General features: G+C 40.3%; 17 protein-coding genes. 14 read left to right on the top strand and 3 right to left on the bottom strand.

Annotated elements, in window-relative coordinates:
• The first annotated feature begins 395 nt into the window (after window positions 1–395).
• On the top strand, window positions 396–575 hold the full coding sequence (locus UNSWCS_RS09715) for a hypothetical protein (RefSeq protein WP_021088344.1): 180 nt from the start codon (window positions 396–398) through the stop codon (window positions 573–575).
• Window positions 576–613: 38 nt separating this feature from the next.
• On the opposite strand, the gene UNSWCS_RS09710 is transcribed toward UNSWCS_RS09715, so the two are convergent.
• Entirely contained in the window at window positions 614–1,885 is a 1,272-nt protein-coding gene (locus tag UNSWCS_RS09710) for an O-acetylhomoserine aminocarboxypropyltransferase/cysteine synthase family protein (RefSeq protein ID WP_021088343.1), read from the bottom strand.
• Between the two features lie 107 nt (window positions 1,886–1,992).
• On the opposite strand from UNSWCS_RS09710, the gene UNSWCS_RS09705 reads away from it, so the two are divergent.
• From UNSWCS_RS09705 to UNSWCS_RS09655, 11 genes are all read left to right on the top strand, one after another.
• Window positions 1,993–2,325 (top strand): hypothetical protein, encoded by a 333-nt coding sequence (locus tag UNSWCS_RS09705; protein ID WP_021088345.1) that lies wholly within the window; start codon window positions 1,993–1,995, stop codon window positions 2,323–2,325.
• Window positions 2,322–2,945, top strand: coding sequence for an HAD family hydrolase (locus UNSWCS_RS09700; protein WP_021088355.1), 624 nt, complete (start codon window positions 2,322–2,324; stop codon window positions 2,943–2,945). The genes UNSWCS_RS09705 and UNSWCS_RS09700 overlap by 4 nt, the downstream gene beginning before the upstream one ends.
• A gap of 48 nt (window positions 2,946–2,993) precedes the next feature.
• Window positions 2,994–3,248: a DUF2018 family protein gene (locus tag UNSWCS_RS09695; protein ID WP_002940165.1), complete on the top strand. Its 255-nt coding sequence runs from the start codon at window positions 2,994–2,996 to the stop codon at window positions 3,246–3,248.
• Window positions 3,241–3,672 (top strand): hypothetical protein, encoded by a 432-nt coding sequence (locus UNSWCS_RS09690; RefSeq protein ID WP_021088346.1) that lies wholly within the window; start codon window positions 3,241–3,243, stop codon window positions 3,670–3,672. Before UNSWCS_RS09695 ends, UNSWCS_RS09690 begins: the two co-directional genes overlap by 8 nt.
• Before the next feature lie 10 nt (window positions 3,673–3,682).
• The gene (locus tag UNSWCS_RS09685) at window positions 3,683–4,576 is read left to right on the top strand and encodes a polyprenyl synthetase family protein (protein ID WP_021088353.1); all 894 of its coding nucleotides are present in this window, start codon (window positions 3,683–3,685) and stop codon (window positions 4,574–4,576) included.
• Complete coding sequence (gene hemA, locus UNSWCS_RS09680) at window positions 4,576–5,859, top strand: glutamyl-tRNA reductase (protein WP_021088348.1); 1,284 nt, start codon at window positions 4,576–4,578, stop codon at window positions 5,857–5,859. Before UNSWCS_RS09685 ends, hemA begins: the two co-directional genes overlap by 1 nt.
• Window positions 5,849–7,549, top strand: a complete 1,701-nt coding sequence (locus tag UNSWCS_RS09675; RefSeq protein WP_021088347.1) for a proline--tRNA ligase — start codon at window positions 5,849–5,851, stop codon at window positions 7,547–7,549. Before hemA ends, UNSWCS_RS09675 begins: the two co-directional genes overlap by 11 nt.
• Complete coding sequence (locus UNSWCS_RS09670) at window positions 7,546–7,977, top strand: FxsA family protein (RefSeq protein WP_021088358.1); 432 nt, start codon at window positions 7,546–7,548, stop codon at window positions 7,975–7,977. Before UNSWCS_RS09675 ends, UNSWCS_RS09670 begins: the two co-directional genes overlap by 4 nt.
• A gap of 8 nt (window positions 7,978–7,985) precedes the next feature.
• Window positions 7,986–8,915, top strand: a complete 930-nt coding sequence (hemC, locus tag UNSWCS_RS09665; RefSeq protein ID WP_021088352.1) for a hydroxymethylbilane synthase — start codon at window positions 7,986–7,988, stop codon at window positions 8,913–8,915.
• Window positions 8,916–8,917: 2 nt separating this feature from the next.
• The gene (locus tag UNSWCS_RS09660) at window positions 8,918–9,268 is read left to right on the top strand and encodes an Imm10 family immunity protein (RefSeq protein WP_021088357.1); all 351 of its coding nucleotides are present in this window, start codon (window positions 8,918–8,920) and stop codon (window positions 9,266–9,268) included.
• 185 nt (window positions 9,269–9,453) lie between these two features.
• Window positions 9,454–11,262 (top strand): menaquinone biosynthesis decarboxylase, encoded by a 1,809-nt coding sequence (locus UNSWCS_RS09655; RefSeq protein ID WP_021088349.1) that lies wholly within the window; start codon window positions 9,454–9,456, stop codon window positions 11,260–11,262.
• Window positions 11,263–12,796: 1,534 nt separating this feature from the next.
• Here UNSWCS_RS09655 and UNSWCS_RS09650 read toward each other — a convergent pair.
• Window positions 12,797–13,816, bottom strand: a complete 1,020-nt coding sequence (locus UNSWCS_RS09650) for a hypothetical protein (RefSeq protein WP_021088354.1) — start codon at window positions 13,814–13,816, stop codon at window positions 12,797–12,799.
• A 63-nt stretch (window positions 13,817–13,879) separates the two neighbouring features.
• Between UNSWCS_RS09650 and UNSWCS_RS09645 the strand changes: the two genes are divergently transcribed.
• Both UNSWCS_RS09645 and truD read left to right on the top strand, forming a co-directional pair.
• A complete protein-coding gene (locus UNSWCS_RS09645; RefSeq protein ID WP_021088356.1) occupies window positions 13,880–14,701 on the top strand; it encodes a thiamine-phosphate kinase in 822 nt (273 codons plus the stop codon).
• Window positions 14,679–15,803, top strand: a complete 1,125-nt coding sequence (gene truD / locus UNSWCS_RS09640) for a tRNA pseudouridine(13) synthase TruD (protein WP_021088351.1) — start codon at window positions 14,679–14,681, stop codon at window positions 15,801–15,803. The genes UNSWCS_RS09645 and truD overlap by 23 nt, the downstream gene beginning before the upstream one ends.
• A gap of 233 nt (window positions 15,804–16,036) precedes the next feature.
• On the opposite strand, the gene UNSWCS_RS09635 is transcribed toward truD, so the two are convergent.
• A complete protein-coding gene (locus UNSWCS_RS09635; protein WP_021088342.1) occupies window positions 16,037–16,657 on the bottom strand; it encodes a Type 1 glutamine amidotransferase-like domain-containing protein in 621 nt (206 codons plus the stop codon).
• Between the last annotated feature and the right edge of the window lie 473 nt (window positions 16,658–17,130).

Below are 17,130 nucleotides of genomic sequence, written 5' to 3'. Positions count from 1 at the left end.
TTTATGAACGAGCATATCACGCTTCCAAATTTAGTGGCAAGTGGCAACGAGACCTGAATTTGGTAAGTTGCTAAGGCGAGTGAGCAAAGTTTTAAAATTTGCAAATTTGTTTTGCTAAATCAGATGAGTAATAAGTAAATTTTAAAATTTCATGAACGAGTAATTTCGGCTCTGATTTTAGTGGCAAGCTTTGCGAGACCTAAAATCAGTAGTCAATTCTTAGGAGTAAATGAAAGTTTAAAATTTACCAGAGCTTCATATATGCAAAATTACCTACTAAAATTTGACTTCGCTTGCAACTTAGCTCAAATTTTAGAGCCAAAACAAATCCGTTCAGTCTCGTTTTATTTCGCTTTTTATAAAATCACCAAAACACTAGCAAAATGGGAGGCAAAATGCTTGATATTATCATCCTTGCTGTCTTAGTATATTTTGCAACATTCTTATTTATGCTTTTTATACTCGCCTTTTTTGCATTTTGGTATATAAGCGTGCCGCTACTTGTCATCTACATCGTTATAAAATTTATATGGCAAGCAAAAGAGTGCGAGAGGATACATGGCAAGTTTGAGTAAATTTTAAATTTCTAGCCCAAAATGAGCTAGAAATTTCTTTATTCTAGGGCTTGGGCTATATCAGCTATCAGATCCTCGGCGTTTTCAAGGCCTATGCTAACTCTTATCAGCTCTTTTGTGATGCCAGCTTTGATGAGCTCTTCGCTGCTTAGCTGCTGGTGAGTTGTTGAGGCTGGGTGTGTGATGAGTGACTTTGTATCGCCGATATTTACTACGATCTTAAAGAGTTTTACGCGCTCTAGCATCTTTTTTGCGCGCTCAAAGCTATCAGTCTCAAAGCAAAATAGTCCATTTGCCATGCCATCTTTAAAGTATTTTTGCGCCTTTGCGTGATCTACGTTGTCGGCAAGCCCTGGGTATGCCACGCTTTTTATATGTTTGTGAGAGTTTAGAAATTTAGCCACTTTTAGCGCGTTTTGCGAGTGTCTTTCAACCCTAACAGCGAGCGTTTCAAGCCCTTGTATGAGCTGCCAAGAGTTAAACGGAGAGATCACAGCGCCGATGTCGCGCACGATGGCAAGCCTCATTCTTAGCGTGTAGATGTCAAAATGGTCCGTCATATCAGCATATACGATGTCGTGATAGCTCGCGTCTGGGACGTTAAAGTGCTCATATCTCTTGTTGCCTTTTAGCTTCTCGTTTAGGTGATTTGCACTTACAACGACACCTGCTAGGCTAAGACCCTGACCGCTCATATATTTGCTAGCGCTATGCACGCAAACATCGACTCCGTGGCGAAGCGGCTGAAAGATGATAGGCGTTGGCACGGTGTTATCAGTGATGCTGATGATGCCATATTTGTTTGCGATTTCTACGATTTTTTCGATATTTGGGATAGAAATTTGCGGATTTGAAAGCGTTTCAAAAAATATAGCCCTAGTTTTTTCGTCTATCAAGCCCTCTAGATCATCGGCCGTGTCGCTGTCAAAGACTCTAGCTTCTATGCCAAATCTCTTTAGCGTGTGCGTAAAAAGCACTGTCGTGCCGCCATAAATTTTCTTAGCAATAATGATATTATCGCCTGCTTGGGCTAAATTTATTATGCTGTAAAACAAAGCTGACTGACCGCTTGCAGTCGCTATCGCAGCGGCTCCGCCCTCTAGTGCAGCGACCCTTTTTTCAAAGATATCTGTCGTTGGGTTGCTAAGTCTTGTGTAGATGTAGCCGTTATCTTTTAGATCAAACCTAGCAGCTGCTGTCTCGGCACTTCCAAAGTCATAAGCTGTGCTTTGAAAAATAGGTACAGCCATCGTGCCAAAGCCCCCCTGAGTGTCGTAGCCTACGTGGATCGCAGCGGTTTCTTGCCTCATTTTTGCTCCTTGTTTAAGTAATTTTGGCGTAAATTATACATTAGCAAAGCCAAAATTTAGGGGATAAAATCAAATTTTGATATAATTTGCCAAAAAAAAGGAAAAATTTGAACCAAGTCACGGACAAATTTAAGCGTGTAAAATATCTTCGTGCGCTAGAAAAATTTGCAAAATCAGCGATAAACGGGCTAAAAAGAGATGACTTTGACGAGACTGAATTTCGCCAAAGAGTGGAGAAAAACGCGAAAGTCATCGAAAAAATAGAGGCTGTTTATCTTGATCAGCCATACTCAAAGGCGCTAGAAAATTTTATAAATTTGCTTATCAAAAATGCGCCAAAAGAGGAGCTTTTAAAGGCGGCAAATCTACTTGATAAGCTAAAAAATCAAAAGACGTATAAGAAAGAAAAACATAAAAATAAATTTAAGGATGAGGATTGAAAGTAGTTATTTTTGATATGGATGGCACGGTGATAGATAGCGGCGAGGCGATATATAAAACGGTAAATGAAGTAAGAGATGAGCTAAGCTTAGCGCCACTTGATAAGGAATTTATCATAAAAGCGATTAATGAGCCAGGTAGAAATTTGGCCCTTGAGTTTTACGGCATAGACACGCCAAGCAAGAGTTTAAAAGAGGGTTTTGAAGAGAAATTTAAGAAATTTTACGATGAGTGTGCGACTACCTATGATGGTGTAAAAGAGCTTTTGCAAAAGTGCAAAGAGGCTAAATTTAAGATCGTTTTGGCAAGCAACGCACCGCACGATACGCTAGAGAAAATTTTAAAGAAAAATGAAATTTATGAGCTATTTGACGAGGTCATAGGCGCTAGCAAGGAGATACCGCAAAAGCCTGATCCTGCGATGCTTCACCTAGCTGTTAGTAAAACTGGAGCCAGCAAGGCGATCTTTGTAGGAGACAGCCTAAAAGACGAGCTAGCTGCCAAAAATGCAAATATGCCATATGTGCAAGTTTGCTGGGGATTTGGCGAGGAGAGCAAAACTGCCACGTATAACGCCAAAAATGTTAGCGAGGCTTGGGAGATAATATTAAATTTTTAACTTAGTTTTAATTGGCTATAATCTTAAGAAATTTTCAAAGAAACAGCGATGATAGATATATTTGAGGGCAGTGCGAGGGATAAATTTTATGACATTTTGTTTAACGCAAATGCCGTTTTGGTTAAAAACGAGATAGATAAAATTTTTGAGAAATTTGTGGCTATGAGCGAGCTTTGCGAAAAGCATGGCGTTGGTGAGGACGAGATTAGAAATTTTATAGCCTCAGAGCAAGATAAAGTTTATAACGGAGTAAATGACCTATATATCGAGCTTAGCGGAGAAATTTTAAGCCAAAATGAGTAAAATTTTTGCGCTCATTGCTTTGCTTGCTGCTCTTGTCTTTGCAAAAGAGCCAAATTTTGACCCAAACTCGGTGCATACATTTGAGCTTAAAAAAGATGAGTGGGCGAGAGTTTTTATAACTGAGAAGCGAACTCAAAGGGTTGAAACGTTTGACTTTCGCTGGACGCTATTTGATAGCACAAATATCACCGTGCAAAGCTTTTTTAGGCGCTATCCAAGGCAGATGGTCTTTTCGCTAAGACAAGGACAAAACACCTACATGCAGCGAGTTTTGCCTGATTTTATGATGCCGCCAAACGAGAGCGTGAGCCTTTATATATCATTTATTGATTTTAAGGATAAAAAGGCGCATTTTAGGGTGGCGCTGCTAGATGAGAGCAAGCGTGTGGATGTGGGTTTTAGAGATCCGCATGAGGATAAATAGAAGGACAAAAATGGATAAAATCGATGAAATAATGAGCAAATTTATAAGCGAGCTTGGCTATAAAGAGGCGTTTGAGATGTTTTTAAAGATAAGCTCAGGCAAGAAGCTACGCTCAAAACTTCTTTTAAAGATCGCAGGAGAGAGTGAAATTTCACTTAAACTTTGCGCTATCATCGAGCTCATCCACCTTGCAAGCTTATTGCACGACGACGTCATAGACGAGGCAAATATAAGACGCGGCAAACCAAGCATAAACGCACTTTTTGGCAGTAAAAACTCAGTCATGCTAGGCGACATCCTCTACTCAAAGGCTTATTTTGAGCTTACAAAATTTGATCCAAGCATCGCAGCTGTCATCTCAGATGCGGTCAGCAAACTAAGTATCGGCGAGATGATGGATGTTAAAATGGCTGAAAATTTTAATGAAAACGAGCAAGAATATTTAAAAATGATCTACTATAAAACAGCTGTTTTGATAGAGGCCACGGCTATTTGCGGGGCAAAGCTAGCTGGCAAAGATAGCGAGAAATTTGGCATTTATGGCAAAAATTTAGGCCTTGCATTTCAGATCGTTGATGATATCTTAGACATCACTCAAGATGAAAAAACGCTTGGCAAACCAGCGCTTAACGACTTTGTCGAGGGCAAAACGACACTCCCATACATTTATCTTTATAAGAGCCTGGACGAGGCTGGTAAAACAAAGCTTAGATCGCTTTGGGCAAAGAAGTTAAACGCGGATGAAATTTCATGGCTAAAAGAAAATTTTGATAAAGCTAGCTCACTTAGCAAGGCTATAAGCGAGGCAAAAAGGCTTGGAGCTGAAGCAATAGAAGCGATAAGAGAGTATAAAAACGCTGAGCTTGAAGGGATCATAAAAAGCATGATAGATAGGGAATTTTGATGCACTATTTAGACATAAGTTTTACATATAAAAATACTGATATTTCGGTCAGAGAAAAGCTTGCATTTGATAGTGACGATAAAAAAGAGCAAATTTTAAAGCTGATAAACTCAAACAAAAACATAAAAGAGAGCATGGTGCTAAACACCTGCAACCGCGTCGAGATCATAGCTAGCGTGGAGGATGTAAAGGCTGCCACTGCTCATATAATCAGGTGTATGTCGATATTTTCAGGCGTTTTTGAAGATGAGCTTTATGAGAGAGCTGACATCTACGAAAACAGCGGTGCCGCCCACCACCTATTTGCTGTGGCAAGCTCGCTTGATAGCCTAGTCGTTGGCGAAACGCAGATAGTTGGCCAGCTAAAAAATGCCTTTAAATTTGCTTATGACAACAACTCATGTGGCGAAGATATCAGTAAGATCATCCACTACGCATGTAAGTGCGCTGCCAAGGTTAGAAACGAAACTCAAATTTCTAAAAACCCGATCTCAGTTTCAAGCGTCGCCGTAGCAAAAGCAAAAGAAATTTTTGGCACGCTTGAGGGCAAAACGGCTATCGTCGTGGGCGCTGGCGAGATGGGCGAGCTAGCAGCAAAGCACCTCATATCAAGCGGCGCAGAGGTGATCATTATAAACAGAAGCTCCGAGCGCGTTGAGCAGTTAGTTGATAGCTTAGGAGATAGCGCGAGCTGGGATAGCATATTAAAACTAAAAGAATACGTAAATAACTACGATCTCATCTTCTCAAGCACTGCAGCCCCACACGCCATCATCACAGGCGAGATCATCGAGCCAAGAGAATTTCACAGATACTTTTTTGATATCGCCGTGCCAAGGGACATCGATCTTTTAAACACGGAGCTTATCAGCGTCTATACGGTCGATAGCTTAGAGGAGATCGTGCGTAAAAATTTAGCCCTCAGAGAAGAGCAGGCGCAAAAGGCCTACTCGATCGTCGGTCAAGACACGAGCGAGTTTTTAAAGACTTTAAAAGAAGATATGAGCGTGCCTCTTATAAAATCAATCCGCAAGCAGGCCGAAATTTGCGCGAAAAATGAGCTAGAAAAGGCGATGAAAAAGGGCTATTTAAAACACAGCGATTATGATGAGGCGCAAAAGCTCATTCATCAAGTCTTTAAAGCCTTTTTGCACCAACCAACGATGAAGCTAAAAGGGCTTGCAGACGAGGAGAGAGCGAGCGAGCTTTCAAACGGAGTTAAATTTTTATTTGACATAAAAGATGAACAAAATTTTCAAGCAGGAGATATAGATGAAATTTAGTAAATTTTACGCCCCAACTACCAAAGAAGCGCCAAAAGATGCATCTTTACCAAGTCATCAGTTTTTGATAAGAGGTGGCTTTGTTGAGCAGATCGGCTCTGGGCTTTATAACTATCTGCCGCTTGGAAAGATCATGCACGATAAAATTTCACGCGTGGTGAAAGAGGAGATGAACGAGGCTGGCGCGCTAGAGGTGAGCTTTAGTGTGGTCACTTCAGGCGAGCTTTGGAAGCAAAGTGGCCGCTACAACGTCTTTGGTAAGGAGCTTTTGCGCTTTAAAGATAGAAAAGAAAATGACTTTGTGCTAAGCCCCACAAATGAAGAGGCAGCCGTTGCTTTGGTGCGTGGCAAGGTGACTAGCTACAAGCAGCTACCACTAAATTTATACCAGATAAACACTAAATTTCGTGATGAGGCAAGACCACGCTTTGGCTTGCTAAGAGGGCGCGAATTTACGATGAAAGATGGTTATAGCTTTCACTCTAGCAAAGAGGATCTAAAACGTGAGTTTGACCTTATGGAGGCAACTTACAGTAAGATTTTTACTCGTTTGGGGCTAAATTTTAGAGCCGTAGAGGCTGATAGCGGAGCCATAGGAGGAAGTGGCAGTAAAGAATTTATGGTGCTTGCAAGTAACGGAGAGGACGACATACTTTGCTGCGAGGCTTGCAGATACGCTGCAAACGTCGAGGCTGCAAGGCGCAAACCAAGAGTTAGCGAGGCTGAAGCGCCAGAGGCAGACGCGGCTAAATTTCTAACGCCAAATGCAAAAACTATAAAAGATGTCGCTGAGTTTTTCAAAGTTAGCGAGTTTTACTGCATAAAAGCTGTTATGAAAAAGGCGATCTATGAGGATAAAGAGGAGGTCGTGGTCTTTTTTGTAAGGGGCGATGATGAGCTTCAAGAGACAAAGGCGCAAAACGCTTGCAAGGCGCTTGAGCTTGTAGATGCCAGTGAGGCTGACGTGGCTAAAGCTGGATTATCTGCTGGATTTTGCGGACCAGTTGGGCTAAAAGATGTGAAATTTTTTATAGATAACGAGCTAAGGGGCACAAATAACATGATATGCGGCGCTAACGAGAAGGATTATCACTTTGTTGGCGTTAGTGTTAGCGGATTTAACGAAGAGAGATTTAAAGACCTTGTAAAGGTAAAAGAGGGCGATAAATGCCCAGTTTGTGGCGGAAATTTAAAACTTAGCAAAGGCATAGAAGTCGGTCATATCTTTCAGCTAGGCGATAAATATTCAGCTGCGATGAATGCGACATATCTTGATGAAAACGGCAAGGCAAAGCCATTTTTGATGGGCTGCTACGGCATTGGCATAAGCAGGCTGATCGCTGTGATGATAGAGGCTAGCCACGACGAGAAGGGCTGCATCTGGAAAAAAGAGTGCGCGCCGTTTGATGTGGAGATCATCATCTCAAATTTAAAAGATGAAGCGGGCGTGAAATTTGCATTTGAGCTTTATGAGAGCCTTAAAAAAGCTGGCGTTAGCGTCATAATCGACGATAGAAACGAGAGATTTGGCGTTAAGATGAATGACTTTGAACTTATCGGCTTTCCTTATGCGCTGCTTGTTGGTAAAGAATTTGCAAATGGCAAGGTCGAGTTTATCACAAGAGATGGGCTAAGCAAAGAGACGATAGAGGCAAACGAGGCCTTTAGAAAGATAAAAGAAAGTTTATGAGATTTTTTGCATTTTTGTTTTTTTTGATAGAAGCGGTCTTTATCTATCTTTTTGTTGATAAATTTGGCTTTTTAAACTACTTTCTTGAGGTGCTGGTCTCTGGATTTGTGGGCATCGCACTTCTTTTTAATGCTGGATTTTCTAGCTTAAATTCGCCTCAAGCGGCATTTAAAAGCTTTCTTGGCGGAAATTTATTTAGTCAGTTAGGATTTAGCTTTGGCGGAGCGTTGCTGTTTTTGCCAGGAATTTTAACGGATATTTTTGGCATAGCCGTGGTTGTTTTTTCTTTAGTGTTTAAGAAAAATGCAGCGAAAAATGAGAGCTATCAGGAGTTTAAATTCCAAAACTTTAGCGAGCAGGGCAGTAAAAAAGATGATGGAGAGATCATCGACGTTGAGGTCATCGAAGAGCCAAAAAGAGTAAATTAGGAGAGATGATGAAAGAGATAAAAATAGCAACTAGAAAGAGTATCTTAGCGCTTTGGCAAAGCGAGCATATCAAGGCTAGGATCGAGGCGCAGCACAAGGGCGTGAAGGTCGTGCTTGAGGGCATGAAGACAAAGGGCGACGTGATACTTGACACGCCACTTGCAAAGATCGGCGGCAAAGGGCTTTTTACAAAAGAGCTTGAAGATAGCATGCTAAAAGGTGAGACTGACATCGCCGTGCATAGCCTAAAAGACGTGCCAGTAGTCTTTCCAAAAGGGCTTAAGCTAGCGGCCATTTGCTCACGTGAGGATACAAGAGATGCGATGATAAGTGAGAAATTTGCTAAATTTAGCGACCTACCGCACGGCGCAAAAGTTGGCACAACGAGCCTGCGCCGCAAGATGCAGCTACTTATCATGAGGCCTGATCTTGAGATCATCTCGCTTCGTGGAAACGTGCAAACTAGACTTAGAAAGCTAAAAGAGGGCGAATTTGACGCGATCATTTTGGCGATGGCTGGCATAAATCGCCTAAATATCAAGGCTGAAGTGGCACACATCTACACATTTGGCTTTGACGAGATGATACCTGCGATGGGTCAGGGCGCTCTTGGCGTCGAGGCTAGAGATGAGAAGCAAATTTTAGAGCAGATTGACTTTCTAAATGATGAAAATGCGGTCATCGAAACGACCATAGAGCGTGACTTCGTAAGCGTTTTAGAGGGGGGTTGCCAAGTGCCAATAGGCATAAGCGCAAGGCTAAAGGGCGATGAAATTTCTATCGATGCGATCGTTGGTCTGCCTGATGGAAGCGAGTTTATAAAAGATAGCTTAAAGACTAGCAAAGATAAATTTCAAAGTGTCGGCAAGGAGCTAGCACACAAATTTATAGAAAAAGGGGCGAAAGAGCTACTAAAACGCGCTGAAGAGATGGCATAAGCGTGTTTGAGCTAAAATTTAAAGCAAAAGCCCTAAGTGCTACCAAAAATAGCAAAGACAACTACTATATGATCGGTCTTGCAGACGACAAATATAACTACAAAAACTACATCATCTTTCAAAGACCGATCAAACTAAAAAAAGGTGACGACGAAAACGCCGACATAAACGGCCTATATGCAGAGTGCAATGGCGATGTTTGTTATAACGCTTGCAAAAGGGTGAAGATCACTGATAAGAGCATCATTTTTGAGGTGCAAGATAGTCTCATTTGCGTAGATACGGAGGTCGTAAAGCTTAATGAGCGCTTTATGAAATATAGCAAAGAGATATTTGGCGAGCTGCTAGAGTAGTTTTAAATTTAATCATTCGCCTGCTGTTACGCCACTTTTTTAGCCACGATGATAGATTATAAATTTATTATCTTTACGATAAAAAACAGACACGCACAAACTGCCTTTGTGTGCAATAACAAAATATTAGCATCGCCTTTTTTATCAAATTTTAGCTATCATCTTTGAAAATTTAAGGGAAAAATATGGACTACATCAAGCTTTTAAAAGATAACGGCCTACTTAGGGTGATCAATGAGCCAGTAGATATCGACCTAGAGATCGCGCACGCTAGCTACATCGAGGTCAAGCGCGAGGGCTCACAGGCACTTCTTTTTACAAATCCAGTCTGCAAAAAAACTGGGCGTAAATTTGCCCCTGTGCTTACAAATATCTACGGCTCAAAAAAGGCTCTTGAGCTGATATTTGGCGTGGGGCCTGACGAGATCGCAGCCGAGATAGAAAAGCTTTTAAAGCCCAAAAAACCTGGAAATTTCAAAGAGAAGCTTGACTTTTTGGCCTATCTTTTTAACATGAGAAAAATTTTTACCAAAAGGTTAAAGGGTGAGGGTGAGTGCCAGCAGGTCAAATTTATAGGCGAGCAGGCTGATCTTTTGAGCCTACCTGCGCTAAAGACCTGGCCGCATGACGGAGGTGCTTTTATCACGATGGGGCAGGTCTATACGCAAAGTCTTGATGGCGCGCTGCAAAATTTAGGTATGTATAGACTGCAAATTTATGATAAAAACCGCCTTGGTATGCACTGGCAGATCCACAAAGACGGTGCAAATTTCTTTCACGAGTATAAGCGCGCAGGCCGTAAGATGCCAGTCTCTGTGGCAATCGGTGGCGATCCACTCTACATCTGGTGCGGTCAAGCGCCGCTGCCAAAGGGAGTCTTTGAGCTACTACTTTATGGCTTTATCCGCAAAGAGCCAGCCAAGCTTGTAAAGTCGCTAACCAATGAAATTTACGTCCCGCACGACGCCGACTACATTATAGAGGGCTTTGTCGATACGGCCAAGAGCGAGCTTGAGGGGCCATTTGGCGATCACACTGGCTTTTACACGCCAGTTGAGCCGTTTCCAGTGATGGAGGTTACGGCGATAACGAGCAAGCGTGAGCCCGTATTTCACGCAACCGTGGTTGGCAAGCCGCCGCTTGAGGATAAATACATGGGCTGGGCGACTGAGCGCATTTTCTTGCCACTTTTGCGAACGACCGTGCCAGAGCTGCTAGACTACAACATGCCTGAAAATGGCGTCTTTCACAACCTTATCCTAGCCAAGATCAACGCCCTTTATCCAGCGCACGCAAAGCAGGCGATGCACGCGTTTTGGGGAGTTGGGCAGATGAGCTTTGTAAAACATGCGATCTTTGTGGGTAACGATGCACCAGAGCTAGCAGAATACGACAAATTTGCGGACTTTGTGCTTGATAGATTTGGCAGTGAGAGTGTGCTGATAAGCCAAGGCGTGTGCGATCAGCTCGATCACGCCAGTCCAAACTCGTGCTTTGGCGGCAAGCTAGGCATCGACGCGACGCAGGACTTTTGTAAATTTAGCCCTGAGGTATTAAGCGACGATGGGCTTTTGGCTAAATTTCAAAGCGTTGTGCCAAATGTTAAGGAGCTTAGGCAGTTTAAAACCAGGAGCAAAACGCCTATTTGCGTTATTAAATTTGAAAAAGATCGCCCTGTAAAAGAGCTATTTGAAAAGCTTTTAGCCTTTAAAGAATTTTTCAAGCTTCTCGTTGTCGTCGATATGCAAAACTACTTAGAAAACCAATATATGCTGCTTTGGCGCGTGACAAATAACATAGATGCCTTGCGTGATATCTACGCAGAGGGCGAAAATTTCTGCGTGGATGCGACGAGCAAGGACGAGCTAGAGGGCTATACGCGTGGCTGGCCTATGCAAACTGACTGCGAGCGCGAAGTGGTGGCTGAGCTTGTGAAGCGAGGCATAGTGAAAGATGAACCAGAGCTTTTTCATAAATTTGAGATATTTGGGTAGAGTTGTAGCCTAGTGGCTTTGGCACGCTCGTGTGCAAAAGCGGCAAGAAAATGCGCTCAGTCGCCCAACCCTTTTTTTAATCCATGTAGTGATATTCAAGCGGCTACTTGCCTGTCGCAGTCGTGTGAAATGCCGCCTCCCTGTTTGCTGGCCGTCTTCATCGCTAAGAATGGCTCGATCGGCGCATAAAGCCAGCGTGATCGCTCAAGTTCGCTCTTGGCCGTATAGGCAAAGCTCTTGATTATTAAGCTTTAAATTTGATTTAGCATTTTGGCTTGATAAAATTGCTTTTAAGTTCAAAAAAGATTGGTTTTTGTGCTTAAAAATGGCTTAATTTAAGGCCATTTTTATATCACAGCATAAAAATTTCTTGCCATTATTATGAAAATTTCTAGTTAAATTTGGTTGGCTTGGTTGGCTTGAAAACTACCAAAATTTACACCAGAAAACACAAATTTTTAAATTTAGCATATCAAATTTCTAAAAATACTAAAAATAATATATAAAAAATTACGTAAAATAATATGATTTTGCTTTATTGGAGGTAAAATTTAGAGTGGTGTGCTAGGAAATTTTAAATTTGATCTATTACGATGTGTGTAAAAACTTTAAATTTAAAAACCTAGAAGTGCAGAAAACATTTAAATTTAAAAAAACAGAAGTGTTAAGACTTTTAATTTTAATAAAGCTAGTAGGTGGCGGCATGTTTTTATAAAGCTGTGTTGTGCCTGTTTTGGTAAATTTGCATGTAAATATAAAGCCTGCCTGCCTGACTTTTGCAAGTATTTTTTAAGTTTTTAAATAGTTAAAGTTAGCGTATTGGATCAAATTTAAAATAGTGAGCTTGTGGAATTTAAAATAAACTAGCAAATTATAGATTGTTTTTTTTAAGTCAGGCTGTGCGCTTGTTTTGTGTTGAACTATAAAACTTTGCCTGCTGGTCTTTTACTTTAAAACAAATTTAGAAGAAAACCTGACAAAATTTAAAATAAAGCCAGTAAATTTGACATATAAATTTGCTAGATGAAGCCATTAAATGACGATCTGCTTGGCTGCTTTTAGGCTCGTGCTATTTTTGTGTTGATAAGCTGCTGTAAATTTATACGTAGCCTAAATTTTGATCAAAATTTACTAAATCAAGTTTTTTAAAGATCATCTACTGTTTTGATTTTTGAACTGCAAGGCAAATGTAAGCATAAATTTTAGAAGTGGCTAGTAAAAATGAACCATAAATTTGACAACTCTAGTTTGAAATTTACCTTTGACAACCGCCGTCTTACCTTTTAGACGCTATAGTCTTGGCATAAACCTAAATTTACAAGTTTTTTGCTGGCTTTAAAATATCGCGCAGGAGATTTAAATTTGATAGTCTTGTAGCCGATTTTAAGACTCTTAAATTTAAAAATCTAATAGTCGCAACTTGACTATTTAGTTTTTTAAATGTGCTTTTGGGTTGTTTTTAGGCTGCGCGGTTGTCCGTTTTGTTGCCAGTCTAGCATTTAGGCGTCTTTTATATCTTGTTTTTTGACGCAGCTTATAAATTTACTAGGCTTACTTTTAAAACATGCTCTTTTAGGCTGCTTGGTATTTCGCCATTTTCAAGTGCCATTAGCTCGCTCGCTCTTAGGACATAAAAGTCTTGCAAGCTTCTGTTAGCAGACTTCTCAAGCTTTTTTGCTAGCGTGTCAAAGATATAAAACTCCGCCTCATTGCTAGCTAGTAAAAAATCAGCCCCACTGTCAAATGCAGCAAAAATAATCTTACTAGCAAGCTTGCAAGCTAGCTCTTCATCGGCCTTTAAAAGATCATATCCACAAGGCATTTTGGCGTTTAACTCTATAAAATTTGCCTTGTATGCGCTTAAATTTGCGGGGAGTCTATCTTTTATGGCTATTTTAAAATCTTTAAATTTATCAAGTTTTTTTATCTTTTCAAGCTCGTTTTCATATTTTTGCGTAGCTTTTATGCCTAAAATTTCTTTAAAAAAATTGATAGCCTCACTATAAATTTCGCTACCTTCAAATAGTAAGTCATCAAGCTCGCAGGCTATCAAAACGCCGTTTTTAGCACTCATTATCTTTAAAATTTCATCATTTTTCTCATTTTTATAAAGATGATGAGCTAGTATTATCGCTGCTACGCCTATAAAATTTGGCTCATAGTCTTTTACAAAATCAGCGTAAAAATAGGGCTTAAAGCTAGCGTAAAGCTCTTTGTCGGCTCTTTTGCAAAAGCTAGCAAATGGCTCAAATTTCGCCCAAAAGTCATCATCATTTATGGCAAGGTCTATAACCGCTCTTTTTTCATCAAGCGGGGCGATGCAAAGCTCGTCTCCAAATTTTTGAGCTAAATTTGCAAGCGGCTGGTCGGTGCTAACTACGACGTCATTTACCTTGACAAAGCCATCAAATGGGCTAAAATAGGGGTCTATGCTCTTTACGTGGGCAAAAAGCTCGTTTAAGTTTGCAAAGTCTGAAATCTCTAAAAAATAGGGCTTAAAATATGCCAAAACATCTCTTTTCGCGTCAAATCTAAAAATCTCAACTCTTTGCATCTGTATCCTTTTTTTGGGCTTATTTTATCCTAAATTTAAAAGGAGTTTCATTATAATAGCTCAATGGATAAAGAAAATTTCACGATTGCATGCTTTAGTAACGCATATATCGGCGATGACGCGGCGGTTGCTGGCAAAATGGTCTTTAGCAAGGACATTTTTGCGCAAAATTCGCATTTTAAGCTTGGCTGGCTAAGCCTTGCAGAGACCGGCTACAAGGCGATGATCGTAAATTTTTCAGATACGATCGTGATGAATGCAAAGCCTAAATTTGCCCTTCTTGGGCTTAGTCTGCCAAAGAGCTTCACGCCGCGCCAGATCAGCGAGCTAAGTAGGGGCATAAATAGGGCGTGTGAGGAGTTTGGCGTAAAGATAATAGGCGGCGACACGATAAGTAGCTCCATTTTAAACATAAGCGTTAGTGTGATCGGCGAGCTAAAGGGCAGGGCAGTGCTTAGAAAAAATGCTAAATTTGGTGATCTTATCGCATTTACAGGCAAACTTGGAGGCAGTCAAAAGGGGCTAAACTCGCTTTTAAGACTGGCTCAAATTTCTAAAAACTCACGCTTTAAAAAGCCTGTTTTAAGAGATAAATTTTTTTATAAAGTAGCTCATCTTATAAACTCCGCCATGGATATCTCAGACGGGCTAAATACCGATCTTGGCAAGCTTTTAAAGGCTAGCAAAAAGGGCGCTAAATTTACAAAAAAACTAAGCAAATTTGAGCTTAGTAGCGGCGAGGAGTACGAGGTTTTATTTACCTTTAGCCCTAAAAATTTAAGCGCTATTAAAAGGATCGCCGCAAAAACTAGGACAAAGATCAATATCTTTGCAAAAATTTCACACAAAAGGTTAAGACAAAATGCAAGAAGCCACCACTTTTAAGCTGCTCTATGCGCTTACTCATGCGCCCATCGAGGCATATTTTTCTAAAAATTCAGATGATTTTGTCGTGCGCGAGATACCACTTTATGAATTTAGTGGCGACGGTGAGCACTTGATCGTTGAAATTTCTAAAAAAGATATGACGACAAGCGACGCTTTGCACGCCTTAAGCGAAGTTACTGGGGCTAAGATGCGCGACTTTGGCTATGCTGGACTAAAAGACAAGCAGGGCATGACGACGCAGTTTATCTCGATGCCTCGTAAATTTGAGAGCGCGCTTGCAAACTTTAGCCATGAAAAGATGAAAATTTTAAATTTAAACGTGCATAAAAATAAGCTTCGCATCGGACATCTAAAGGGCAATAGCTTTTTCATCCGCCTAAAAAAGGTGCTACCAAGTAGCGCTAAAAAGCTCGAGCAGGCCTTTGTCAGCATCGATAAAATGGGCTATGCAAACTACTTTGGCTATCAGCGTTTTGGTAAATTTGGTGACAATGCTGAAACTGGACTTGAGCTACTTAAAAATGGCACGATAAATGGCAAAAAGAGCAAAAATGTAAAGCTAAATGACTTTTTGATTTCAGCCTATCAAAGCGATCTTTTCAACCGCTATCTTAGCAAAAGGGTTGAAATTTCAAGGTTTGTGAGTGATTTTAGCCTAAGTGAGCTAGGTGAAATTTATAAAAACTTTAGCAAAGATGAACTAAAAGCGATGAAGGCGCAGGAGAGCTTTTTTAAGCTTTTGCCAGGAGAGGTTTTGGGGCACTATCCATTTGGCAAGCTCTTTTTATGTGAAAATTTAGATCAAGAGGCGCAAAGATTTGCTAAGCGCGATATCACAAGCCTTGGACTTATAGTTGGTGCAAAGGCCTATGAGGCAAGCGGCGTGGCAAAAGAGCTTGAGGATGAAATTTTCGCTGAGGCATTTTCGCTTACTTCAAAGATCGCTGGCTCAAGGCGCTTTAACTGGGCGTATCTTGAAAATACAAGCTACAAATACAACGAAGAAAACGCTCATTTTAGCTTAAATTTCACACTTCAAAAGGGCTCATACGCCACAGTTGTGCTAGAAGAAATTTTGCATAAAAATATATTTGAGTAGGGTAAATTTTCGGACTTTCCTCTTTTGCGTAGTGCAAAAGCGACCGCTTACCGTGCCAGAGCGAAATTATAGCGGTTTTTGCTTAATTTTCTAGCCTTAAAAATTAAACTTTGCGTTTTAATTATTTTCTTTATTTATAAGGAAGATTTGCAGACAAAAAGTGATTTTATAGGGAAAATGCTCTGAGTAAATATTTGGCGTATGTTTTATCAGAGATCGCATAAATTTTTATCTCAAAGCGCAATAAATTCAGCATTATTTATAGGTCGCAAATCGAACAAGTCCCCAAATTTCTCCATTATCTCGTGAGTAGCCTCCACAAAAGGCTCACAGCCAAAGTGCGGCACTACGCAAAAATCAACCAAATTTAATCCTGTAAAATCACTCATGTTTACACTACTTTTATCCATAAGCGTAGCATATCTCGTGTCTGGTGCGGCCACGATCGCCCCTGCTGACTCACCGACGTAAATTTTACCAGCTTTAACCGCGTTTTTTATAGCTTGTTCGGCGCACGATTTTTGCAGCTCATTAAGCAGATAAAATGTATTTCCGCCGCTTACATAAATGATGTCGCACTTATCAATAGTAGCTAAAATTTTATCATCTGCAACACAAAACTCATCACATTCAGAAATCTGCGTAACCAAGTTTTTAACACAAGAAATATCAATACGAGTCAGCTTCGCACCAAATTTTTCCAAAATTTTCACCGCTTCATCTACGTAAAAATTCACCTCTTCAAATTTTGCTGCCGTATCGATAAAAGCAACATGCTTACCTTGAAAATCTACCACTTCATTGATCTTGCTCGCAACCTCCGCGAAGTAGGAGCAAAGAAAAATATTTGCCATTCCTTTATTCCTTTTAAAAGATATTTAAATTTAAGAGCCAATTATATCCGAAAATAAGCTTAAAAGATCCGCATTTTGCAATCGTCTGTCGCTCACAAGCTTCCCATATCTTGCGCTACAGCTTAGGATTTAGAGATTTATAGTGGTTTGTATTTTTAGTATACATGGTTGAGTAAGCAAAATTTAAAAATTTAATTATGAATTTGAATGCAAAAATTTAAGGCAAAGTATCGCAATATTTTTTAAGAGTTTTTTCTCTTGTGATCGCAACTGCAAGTAGAAACAACGTAAAAATTTAGCGAAGATAAGAGATATAATCTATCAAGCCAAATTTTTACTAGTTTTATAAAGATAGATTAAAAAGGGTTGCTGACTAAATTTAGCTGGTTTAAATTTAAAAAGGTCTAGCCAAAGCTAGACCTAAAAATATTAGCTTAAGAGGTAAAAACTTAAGTTCTAAAGACACTTAGTTT

Origin of the sequence: Campylobacter concisus UNSWCS (assembly GCF_000466685.1) — a bacterium.
GTDB lineage: Bacteria > Campylobacterota > Campylobacteria > Campylobacterales > Campylobacteraceae > Campylobacter_A > Campylobacter_A concisus_A.
Note: the sequence above shows the minus strand (reverse complement) of the source record. Positions and strands in the feature narration are given on the sequence as shown.